The sequence below is a fragment of the Streptococcus sp. E24BD genome (assembly GCF_041807825.1).
In the GTDB taxonomy this organism is placed as follows: domain Bacteria; phylum Bacillota; class Bacilli; order Lactobacillales; family Streptococcaceae; genus Streptococcus; species Streptococcus entericus.
Genome location: NZ_JBGTZB010000046.1, coordinates 1 through 10,251 on the forward strand (window position 1 = coordinate 1; position 10,251 = coordinate 10,251).

11 protein-coding genes and 4 pseudogenes are annotated in these 10,251 nt (G+C 43.9%); 2 read left to right on the top strand and 13 right to left on the bottom strand.

Going from position 1 to position 10,251, the window contains the following annotated elements:
* Positions 1–119, bottom strand: a pseudogene (locus ACERC5_RS09065) (IS3 family transposase); the annotation flags it as partial.
* Positions 120–187: 68 nt separating this feature from the next.
* Here ACERC5_RS09065 and ACERC5_RS09070 point away from each other — a divergent pair.
* Positions 188–430, top strand: a pseudogene (locus tag ACERC5_RS09070) (transposase); the annotation flags it as partial.
* 99 nt (positions 431–529) lie between these two features.
* Here ACERC5_RS09070 and ACERC5_RS09075 read toward each other — a convergent pair.
* The 4 genes and pseudogenes from ACERC5_RS09075 to parE all read right to left on the bottom strand — a co-directional run.
* A pseudogene (locus ACERC5_RS09075) lies at positions 530–790 on the bottom strand (S26 family signal peptidase); the annotation flags it as partial.
* A gap of 19 nt (positions 791–809) precedes the next feature.
* Positions 810–1,067: a DNA repair protein gene (locus tag ACERC5_RS09080; protein WP_373659557.1), complete on the bottom strand. Its 258-nt coding sequence runs from the start codon at positions 1,065–1,067 to the stop codon at positions 810–812.
* A 73-nt stretch (positions 1,068–1,140) separates the two neighbouring features.
* Positions 1,141–1,539 (bottom strand): YkvA family protein, encoded by a 399-nt coding sequence (locus ACERC5_RS09085; RefSeq protein ID WP_373659558.1) that lies wholly within the window; start codon positions 1,537–1,539, stop codon positions 1,141–1,143.
* Between the two features lie 36 nt (positions 1,540–1,575).
* Entirely contained in the window at positions 1,576–3,519 is a 1,944-nt protein-coding gene (parE, locus tag ACERC5_RS09090) for a DNA topoisomerase IV subunit B (RefSeq protein WP_373659560.1), read from the bottom strand.
* 130 nt (positions 3,520–3,649) lie between these two features.
* Here parE and plsY point away from each other — a divergent pair, with 130 nt between their 5' ends.
* Entirely contained in the window at positions 3,650–4,291 is a 642-nt protein-coding gene (gene plsY / locus ACERC5_RS09095; protein WP_373659561.1) for a glycerol-3-phosphate 1-O-acyltransferase PlsY, read from the top strand.
* A 98-nt stretch (positions 4,292–4,389) separates the two neighbouring features.
* On the opposite strand, the gene ACERC5_RS09100 is transcribed toward plsY, so the two are convergent.
* The 8 genes and pseudogenes from ACERC5_RS09100 to nmlR all read right to left on the bottom strand — a co-directional run bounded on the left by ACERC5_RS09100 (position 4,390) and on the right by nmlR (position 10,031).
* Entirely contained in the window at positions 4,390–5,223 is an 834-nt protein-coding gene (locus ACERC5_RS09100; protein ID WP_373659562.1) for a transporter substrate-binding domain-containing protein, read from the bottom strand.
* 44 nt (positions 5,224–5,267) lie between these two features.
* Complete coding sequence (locus ACERC5_RS09105; RefSeq protein ID WP_373659563.1) at positions 5,268–5,897, bottom strand: amino acid ABC transporter ATP-binding protein; 630 nt, start codon at positions 5,895–5,897, stop codon at positions 5,268–5,270.
* Between the two features lie 12 nt (positions 5,898–5,909).
* Complete coding sequence (locus ACERC5_RS09110; RefSeq protein ID WP_373659564.1) at positions 5,910–6,551, bottom strand: amino acid ABC transporter permease; 642 nt, start codon at positions 6,549–6,551, stop codon at positions 5,910–5,912.
* 205 nt (positions 6,552–6,756) lie between these two features.
* Entirely contained in the window at positions 6,757–7,752 is a 996-nt protein-coding gene (locus ACERC5_RS09115) for a zinc-binding dehydrogenase (protein WP_373659566.1), read from the bottom strand.
* Positions 7,753–7,893: 141 nt separating this feature from the next.
* Positions 7,894–8,886, bottom strand: a pseudogene (locus ACERC5_RS09120) (aldo/keto reductase).
* A 12-nt stretch (positions 8,887–8,898) separates the two neighbouring features.
* Positions 8,899–9,216: a carboxymuconolactone decarboxylase family protein gene (locus tag ACERC5_RS09125; RefSeq protein ID WP_373659568.1), complete on the bottom strand. Its 318-nt coding sequence runs from the start codon at positions 9,214–9,216 to the stop codon at positions 8,899–8,901.
* Between the two features lie 14 nt (positions 9,217–9,230).
* A complete protein-coding gene (locus ACERC5_RS09130) occupies positions 9,231–9,641 on the bottom strand; it encodes a cupin domain-containing protein (RefSeq protein ID WP_373659569.1) in 411 nt (136 codons plus the stop codon).
* A 9-nt stretch (positions 9,642–9,650) separates the two neighbouring features.
* A complete protein-coding gene (gene nmlR / locus ACERC5_RS09135) occupies positions 9,651–10,031 on the bottom strand; it encodes a stress response transcriptional regulator NmlR (protein WP_373659570.1) in 381 nt (126 codons plus the stop codon).
* Between the last annotated feature and the right edge of the window lie 220 nt (positions 10,032–10,251).

Consider the following 10,251-nt stretch of genomic DNA (forward strand, 5'->3'; position numbering starts at 1 on the left):
GGTAGAGGGGTTAACTCATATTCCTTAATGAGCTCGCTACGTTTCCTGCCAGCTTTGTGAAGGTCAACAATTTGTTGCTTAAAGTCATCACTAAATTGACGACGGATTTTTCTAGACATAGAGTTATCCTGTTTTCTTTAGTGTAGAACACTTTATAAATTCTGTCTAGTTTAGTGTAACCGATTCAGCCTGTTATCCCTTGGTGGAAAACTTAGACATTCCTTTTTACTTTGCGGTTCCCTATTCGTCTTGGCAAGGAGGGTGCAATGAGAACGCCAATGGTTTACTGAGGGAATATTTCTCCAAGAAAACCGATTTGGCTGCTATTTCTGATGGACAATTGGCGAAAGTCTTATTTGACATCAATAACCGACCACGAAAATGCTTGGCTTACAGAACAGCTTTTGAAGCACTATTGAAGGAATTGTGATAAGTGTTGCACTTATTCTTGCAATTTATCTNCAGCTTTTGAAGCACTATTGAAGGAATTGTGATAAGTGTTGCACTTATTCTTGCAATTTATCTTTTAGTAAAAACTAATCACGTCTCCACTATCAAAGTCAGTTCCCTTCACGGTGAGGACGATATCGCCTTCTTGGAGGGTCTTATCCATCGAATGCCCATAAATCCGCAAAACCGGAAGCCATAGGACCGCAATGAGAACAGCGGTAGAGGCAACAGCCATTAGAATATATAAGGTATTTCTCACGATTGCCCAAAATCGCTTACGATAGGTTAATCTATCCAGTTCTGTTGATAGCGATTGAGTTGTTAACTTTACATCAGACATCCGCTTGATCACCTCTCTCTTAAGCTTGAGCCTGAGCTTGCGATTGAATGCTTAGCAGGTAATCATCGGCAGCCTTTTGAGCTGCTTCAAAGACCTCATTCAGAGCCAAAGCTGCCTCAGCAATAGAGCCAGCCTTTTCCAATCGTATCTTTTTTTCATTAAGAGCTTCTTCCAGTGCTAGGATTTTTTGCTCTTGTTCTTCAATGACTTGCTGCTGATGCAACATCATTTTAAGTAATTGTTCACGCTTTAATTTGCGTAACTGGTTCTGTTCCATAACTGTCTCTCTATGCTTGAAGTAGCTGTATGTTATCTGATTGTATTATAGGGTATAGACTTTTGTCAAGTTTTTATACTTTATTTTTCCACTCCCTATACGCCTCAATGTCCTTATGGACTTGTTTCCAGACGGTGGCGATAACGAGAGCATCATCCATCTGACCGAGAAAGGGAATCCAGTCAGGAACGATATCAAGCGGTGATAGGAAGTAAATCAAAGCGCTGACGATAGCGATGATAGACTTGATTGGAACAGTTTTGTACTCACCTTTCCAGTAACTTCTTACCATGCTAATCAAAATCGGAATCGATTTGATTTCCTGACTGACAAAAGGAATCCACTTGATTTTCTTCTCCAATTTCTCCAAAAACGGTTCCATTTTGACGTCATCTTTGAGCAAATCTTCTGCCTTTTTGTAGCGATTTTGCAGTTGCTCAATTGCTTGAGTTTTTGTCATTTTTGTTTTCATAATAATCTCCTTGAGTAATTATAATAAATCGACAAGTTAGAACAACGTCTGTTCTTCCAAGCTAAATCGGACATTCTCCTCAATCCACTTGCGGCGAGGTTCGACCTTGTCGCCCATGAGGGTGGAGACGCGGCGCTCAGCACGCGCTAGGTCATCAATGGTCACCTGAATGAGGGTGCGAGTCTCAGGGTTCATAGTAGTCTCCCAGAGCTGGTCGGCGTTCATTTCACCCAGTCCCTTGTAGCGTTGGAGAAGAGCGCCTTTTCCGAACTCTTTTCGCAAGTCCTCTAGCTCACCGTCCGTCCAAGCATAGGCGATTTTTTCGGTTTTTCCTTTGCCTTTGCTCATCTTATAGAGCGGTGGCAGCGCGATGTAGATATGCCCCGCCTCGACCAGCGGCCGCATGTAGCGGTAGAAAAAGGTTAAGAGTAGGGTCTGAATATGGGCACCATCTGTATCCGCATCGGTCATGATGATAATCTTGTCGTAGTTGATGTCAGCGATATTGAAATCCGCCCCAACACCCGCTCCAATGGTGTAAATCATGGTGTTGATTTCCTCGTTTTTGAGAATATCGCTCATCTTGGACTTTTCAGTATTGATAACCTTGCCTCGTAGGGGTAAGATTGCTTGAAACTTGCGGTCACGGCCTTGCTTAGCAGAACCGCCCGCTGAATCTCCCTCGACTAGATAGAGCTCATTTTTCTGGGCATTTTTAGACTGGGCTGGGGTCAACTTACCAGATAGCAACCCCTTGTCTTTCTTGTTTTTCTTGCCACTTCTGGCATCATCACGCGCCTTTCTGGCCGCTTCTCTAGCATCTCTAGCACGAATGGCCTTGCGGATGAGGTTGCTGGCCGTTTCGCCATTTTCCATGAGGAAAAAGGTCAATTTCTCGCTGACAATGCTATCGACAATAGGACGAGCAAGGGGGCTGCCCAGCTTATCCTTGGTCTGCCCTTCAAACTGGAGATGGGCTTCGGGAACAAGGATGGATAGGACAGCTGACAAGCCCTCACGGTAGTCAGACCCCTCTAAGTTCTTGTCCTTTTCCTTCAGAAGTCCTGTTTTTCTTGCATAGTCATTGAGGCTCTTGGTAATGGCGGTCTTAAACCCTGTCTCATGCGTTCCGCCATCTTTAGTGCGGACGTTGTTAACAAAGGAGAGGATATTGTCAGAAAAGCCATCGTTGTACTGCATGGCGATGTCCACCTGAAACTCCTGCTCCTCTCCTATAAAGGCGATAATGGGGGTCAAGGTTTCCTTGTCTTCATTGAGATAGGCGACAAAATCCTGCACCCCATTCTCATAGTGGAAGCTAGCTTCTTCTCCAGACCGCTGATCCAGCAAGGTCATGGTGACGTTTTTGAGGAGAAAGGCAGACTCTTTTAGACGCTCTGCGATTGTCCCATACTTAAACTCAACCGTGGAAAAAATCCGTGGGTCAGGCAGGAAACGAACGGTCGTACCAGACTTGGACTTAGGAGCGGTACCGACTTTTTCAAGCGTGGTTACGGGCTTGCCGCCGTCCTCAAAGCGCTGGCGATAGACGCTCCCCTCACGGGTAATCTCCACCTCCAACCAGCTAGAGAGGGCGTTGACGACAGACGAACCAACCCCGTGGAGACCACCAGAGGTCTTGTAACCTCCCTGACCGAACTTGCCCCCTGCATGGAGGACGGTAAAGATAACCTCAACCGTCGGAATCCCCATGGCGTGAAGACCAACGGGCATGCCCCGTCCACTATCTGCCACCGTCACTGAGCCATCGGTATTTAAGGTCACACTGATCTTGTCCCCAAAACCTGACAAGGCCTCATCGACCGCATTGTCCACAATCTCCCAGACCAGATGGTGCAGCCCCACGCCATCGGTGGAGCCGATGTACATGCCCGGCCGCTTTCTGACTGCATCTAGTCCTTCCAAAACCTGAATGGCGTCATCATTATAGTTTGTTACGTTTATTTCTTTCTTAGGCATCTATGACCTCCAAATTTGTCATCTCTCTATTTTACCGATTTTTGAGACAAATGGCAAAGTAAAGTTGCTTTTTCTCTCATTTTAACGTTCATTTAGTTTGTTTGTCAAAGTTTTATGGTATAATAGCGCTATGAATAGTTTTATTTTTGGCATCATTGCCTACCTGCTAGGCTCCATCCCAACAGGCCTCTGGATTGGCAAACAATTTTACAACATAAACCTGCGAGAACACGGTTCTGGCAATACTGGAACCACCAATACCTTTCGTATTTTAGGGAAAAAAGCTGGTATTATCACACTACTTGTCGATGTTCTAAAAGGAACAGTAGCAACACTTTTACCCATCTGGTTTGGCATTGACAGCGACTTGGCCCTCCTGATTGGCTTCTTTGCCGTGTTAGGACATACCTTTCCCATCTTTGCCCAGTTCAAAGGCGGTAAAGCAGTTGCCACATCTGCAGGTGTCCTGTTAGGTTTTGCCCCTGCTTTCCTGATTTTTTTGCTAGTGATTTTCTTACTGACACTCTACCTTTTCAGCATAATTTCCCTAGCCAGTGTGACAGCTGCTAGTGTCGCTATCATCGGCGTGCTGACTTTTCCTGCAATGGGCTTTCTCATCAGCGATTACAGTCTGATTTTTACAGGCTTAATCATCACCATTGCCAGCCTTATCATTATTCGTCACAGAGACAACATGGGACGTATCAAGAACAAGACTGAGAACCTCGTCCCTTGGGGGCTTAATCTCAGCAAGCAAACCAAGAGAAATTAAAACAAATGTTAAGCCCCTAAAGGGGCTTAACATTTGTTTTAATTAACGTAAAAGGCAAAGCAATTAGATCTGCCTTTTTTCCTATATCGGTGAAAAGATTAGTTCTTCACATCTTCGGTAGCTAAATCTTCACCAAACCATTTTTTTGAAATCTCTTGGAATTTGCCATCTTCATAAAGCTTTTTGAAGGCTTTATTGATGTTTTCAACCAATGTTTTGTCGGATTTTCGTGCACCGACAGCAAAGTTCTGCCCTTGAAACTCTTTAGAAATGTCGATCACATTATAATGTTCAAGCTCGCCTTCTTCTGTTAGGTAGTAGTTGGCATAGATGTTATCGACCAGCAAACCATCAATCCGATTACTCTTTAAATCGATGAAGGCTTGCGTAAATGTTTCATACTGGGTCGCATCATTATCTTTGACAATATCTTTCAAAATAGCTGGGTTACTTAGGAAGGTGTCGTAACTAGATGAGCCAGACTGTGCTCCCAAAGTCTTATCAGCCATATCAGCAGCTGAAGTAATCTCTGATGACTTTTTGGTGATAATGACGTCAGAAGTCGGCAGGTACGGGTCTGTAAACAAGACTTTTTCAGCGCGCTCCTCAGTTAAAGAGTAACCGTTCCAAATCAGGTCAATCTTACCGTTGTTCAGCTCAGTTTCTTTCAAGTCCCAGTTGATGGGTTGCCACTTGATAGCAATCCCGTACTGATCAAAGACGGCAGTCGCTAAGTCGATATCAAAACCAACATAGTCACCTGACTTGTCCTTGAAGCCCATTGGGACAAATGTCTCGTCAAAACCGATGGTAATAGACTTTTCAGACTCATAGGTCGTCCATTTGTCAGCTGATGTCTCTGTCTTACTGCCACAAGCAGCCAAGGTCAAGCTCGTTACAAGTGCTAAAGCACCCAGATAAAACTTCTTCATAATATTTTCCTCTTCTTTTGTTCAATAGCAGAGCTGGCAAGCGCCTAACTCGGATTTATTTTCAGAATTTGATCTGAAATATGTTCTGCAAAGGCCATGTCGTGGGTGACCACAATTTGGGTCATGCCACGGTCACGATTAGCGATAATCATTTTCTCAACTTCTTGTCGGAGATGGGGATCAAGCGCTGATGTCGGCTCGTCGTAGCCGATGATTTTTGGATCAATCATCATGGCCCGCGCGAGGGCGACCCTCTGCTTTTGACCGCCAGAGAGGGAGTGGGGATAGGCCTGTTGGTGTTCAGCCAGGCCTAGCTGCAGTAACAAGTCACGAGCTTTCTGCTCTGCAATTTCCTTAGACAATCCCAAGGTTTTAATGGGCGATAAGGTCAGGTTCTCCAAAACTGATAGGTGAGGAAAAAGTTGAAAATCTTGAAACACAAAACCGAGGAGATTAGCTGTCTCCAAGTGGTCGATGGGAACAGCTTGACCGTTATAGATAATCTCACCTGAGTCAAGGCTCTCAAGCCCAGCCAACATGCGAAGCAGGGTCGTTTTGCCACCGCCAGATGGGCCAACTAAGGACAAAACTTTACCTTCTTGAACCGTCAGGTTAAACTGGTCGAAAATGATCTTGTCCCCAAAGGTCTTGCTGATATTTTTTAACTCTAACATAAGACCCTCCTCCTACTGGTAATAGTCGAATTTTTGCTCAACTTTTTTAGACAAAATGGTCACAACGCCGATGAAAAGCAGGTAAATGCCTCCAGCGATAAACATCGGAATCAAACTGGCATCACGGTTTGCGGCTGTTTTAGAAGCCAAGAGCAAATCGCCAACCCCAAGCACGTAGACCAAGGAAGAATCCTTGACCAAGTTGATCACTTCGTTGAAAATGCTAGGCAGAACAATCTTGACCACCTGCGGTAAAACAATATGGACAATAGTTTGAACAGGGGTCAAGCCCAGAACCTTGGCAGCTTCATACTGCCCCTTCGGAATAGCGGCAATTCCACCACGGAAAATCTCAGCAAAATAAGCTGCATAGTTCATGGTAAAGGCAATGATGGCTGCTGGCATCCGATCAAAAGTTATCCCAACGCTCGGCAAAACATAATAGAAGAAAATCAACTGCAAGAGCAAGGGAGTGCCGCGCATTATCCAGATGTAGATATTGAACAGCCAGTTAATAATCTTAATGTTTGAACGCATCAAAAAGGCAACCAAAGCGCCTAGCGGAATAGATAGGGCAATGACAATGAAAAAAACCTGTAAGGAAACCAAGGCGCCCTGTAATAAACTAGGTAAAATGTCTAATAGGTAAGCCATACGCCCTCCTAAATGTAATATTGAAAATAATTATATCAGATTTTCCTGTTTTAGCAAGACTTTCAGGCTTATTTTTAGTAAAAATTCGGGAATATCGACAATCATAACATCACCTAGTTTATGGAGAAAGCCCCCCCTTTTTTGACTTACTAGAAGCTAAAAACAGAGAGAGTTATGTTTTTCACTCCCTCTGTTTATAGCTCACCTAGTCAACGACCAGCATCGATTTGATGCTCTTACGATCTGCCATATCTCGGTAAGCTTGGTTAATATCATCTAGACGATAACTTGTGGTGAACACTTTTCCTGGATTGATGTCTCCATCTAATACAGCCTTTAGCAACACCTGTTTATTGTAGGTGGTGACACTGGCTGATCCACCGGCAACCGAAATATTGCGGGCAAAGGTAGACCCCAACTTGTGTTTGTCATAGTGCGGTACACCAACGAAACCAACACGACCTCCATTACGAAGTACCCCCAGTGCTTGATCAATCGCAGCCTCTGTTCCGACACATTCAAGAGCGGCATCCGCACCCCCACCTAGTAGCTCACGCACTCGTTTAACACCTTCTTCGCCACGTTCAGCGACAATTGCAGTCGCCCCAAGATCCAGAGCTAATTGCTGGCGGTCGGCATGTCGACTCATGAGAATAATTTGAGAAGCTCCCATCATCTTGGCTGCAATGACAGCACACTGACCAACAGCACCATCTCCAATCACGACAACCTTGTCTCCTCGTTCGACCTGAGCACAGTGAGCAGCATGATAACCTGTCGGCATTACATCAGCAAGTGTCAAGAGGGATTTTATCATGCCTTCTGAATAATCGGATGGTTGTCCAGGGACTTTAACTAAAGCCCAATTTCCATAATGGAAACGGATGTATTCGGACTGATAGCCACCTCCCCTGTTTGTCGCCCCGGGATGATTATCGCAAGTTCCATCAAAACCTGCACGGCAAGCGCCACAAGTGCCGCAACCATGTGTAAAGGGAACGATGACAAAATCACCCGGCTGAACCGTCGTAATGGCAGAGCCAACCTCTTCAACAATTCCTAAAGCTTCATGACCACTGTTTGGTGAATGGGCCGCCTTATCATCGCCATGTGAATAAGACCAGAGGTCCGATCCACAAACACAGGCACGCACCACCTTGATAATGATATCATCATCTGCTTGCAAGGTCGGTTTTGCCACCTATTCAATAATCATCTGTCCTGCTTGTTCAAAAATAGCTGTTTTCATTCATTATGACCAAGAGCGTAAGAACAATTTCGACTCTTACCTCTAATCCTTTCCTCTATAATAGACTAAAATACTTGTAATATTAACGCGATATTAAAGAGCACTAACGACCTGATGTGCCACATATAATTCATCTAAATAAGCGACATCGTCATCTGTCAAATTAACCTCAAAAGCACCCATAAAATCGTCCAAATAGGCTTCTTTGGTCACGCCTAAAATTGGTGAATGCATCCCTTTTTTCCAGAGTCAGGCTAAGACAATCTGTGAACGTGAGACCTGATAGCGCTCAGATAATTCGGCTACACGTGCTACGATCAAACGATCCTGCTCCTCTGTCCTATCATACTTAGATTTTGCTTTCATATCCGTCGCACTACGGGCTGTATTTGCTGTCCAGTCTCTGACAATCCGTCCTGCTGCTAATGGACTGTACGGTGCCAGACCTACTCCATAATCTTGACAGAATGGAATCATCTCCCGCTCATCTTCACGATACAGCATATTGTAATGGTTTTGCATGACTGAAAAGGGTGTCCAGCCATTCTTTTCAGCCACATATTGTGACTTCTGGAATTGCCAAGTATACATATCTGAAGCACCGAGATAGTGGACTTTTCCACTTCTGACCAAATCGTTCAAAGCAGACATAGTTTCTTCAATCGGTGTATGATAATCCCAGCGATGAATGTAGAGAATATCAATGTAATCAGTCCCTAAACGTTTTAGGCTCTGTTCTACCTGATGGAAGATCGCTTTACGAGACAAGCCATGTTGATTGGGTTTTACTTCTCCGTTTGGCAAATCACTAAAGAAACATTTTGTCGCAATCACAACTTCTTCACGTTTGGCAAAATCTTTTAGAGCCCGCCCCAGAATCTCTTCGCTGGTTCCAGCAGCGTAGGTATTGGCCATATCAAAAAAGCTAATACCTAAATCCAGTGCCTTTTTGATAATGACTCTACTCTTTTCTTCATCTAATAACCAGCCTGAGTGAATTCCCATATTGGCATCTCCAAAACTCATGCAACCCAAACAAATTTTTGACACCTCAAGTCCAGTATTTCCCAGTTTTGTGTATTCCACATTCTTTCTCCTTTAGTTCTTCCAGATTTCCTTTGCCCGATTAAAAGCTGACCAGACCTTTGGCCAGCCAACATAAAAGGCGAGGTGTGTAATGATTTCAGAAATTTCTTCCTGCGTCACCCCATTCTTCTTGGCTAGGTTTAGATAATGATCTAATTGTTCCAAACTTCCACTACTAATAAGGGCAGATACGGTGACGATTGAACGAAGTTTAGGAGCAAGTGCATCCTCCCTGGACCAGACTTGTCCAAACAAGACATCGTCATTTAAGGAAGCAAATGTTGGTGCAAATTCCCCCAATATCTCCCGTCCTGCTGTTTGTTTTTCCATCTTTATTCCTCCTTTTAAAAATGAGCTTCCTCGTATTGCTCATCTGTCACTGCTTCATAAAATTCACCAGCTCCCGAAGTTATGGCAATGTGCGCAAACCATGAATTTTTGCTTGCTCCGTGCCAGTGCTTAATCCCTTTATTGGTCATGACCACGTCTCCTGCTTTAAGGTGGCGAGCTATTCTCCCAGCCTCCTGATAAATTCCTTCGCCACCTATTACTAATAAAATTTGGTAACCATCCAGATGAACATGCCAATTGTTTCGACAACCCGGTTCAAAAGTTACATTGCCAACAAAAACTGACTGATCCGGAGATTGTGCTAAGGTCGCTAGATAGGATTGACCAGTGAAAAATCTTCCATAAGGATTCTCTGTACCTAACTCAAATAACGGTGAAGCGTATAATTCTTCATGTTGTACCATATTTCCCTCCTATTCATCAAATAAACTTCGTTCAACTGGAAGAATCGCCTGTTTGTAATTTTCAATCTTATATTTGAGACGATCGCGCGCTTGTGTTAATTCGTTTATACGATTGTCCAAGGCTTCTAGTTGCTCACTCAGCAATTCGATACGAGCAGGAACCGTCTGATCACCTTGCCCCAATAATTGGATATATTCAATCAGCGGCTCAACGCCAATGCCAGCACTGCGATAACAGCGGACAAATTCCAATAGCTGAATATCTAACTCCGTAAAATCGCGTACACCTGCTTTATTTCTTGTGACAGCCGGCATTAAACCTATCCGTTCATAATAACGAATCGTGTCTGCTGAAATACCAGTCTTCTCACTGACCTTTTTAATATTCATTGCATCGCCTCCTCTCAAGCACTTGTATTATACATCTTTGAGTTAACCCCAAGTCAAGGGATTTTTTGTTTTTCGATTAACCAGTTTTGGAAATAAAAAACTCTCCCTACCGCCAGTGAACCGCACCCCAAAAGTTAGACAGATAATCTAACGAATGGGGTGCTTTTTTATGAAATTGAGCTACGAAGATAAATTAAATCTCTATGAGCTAAGAAATAAA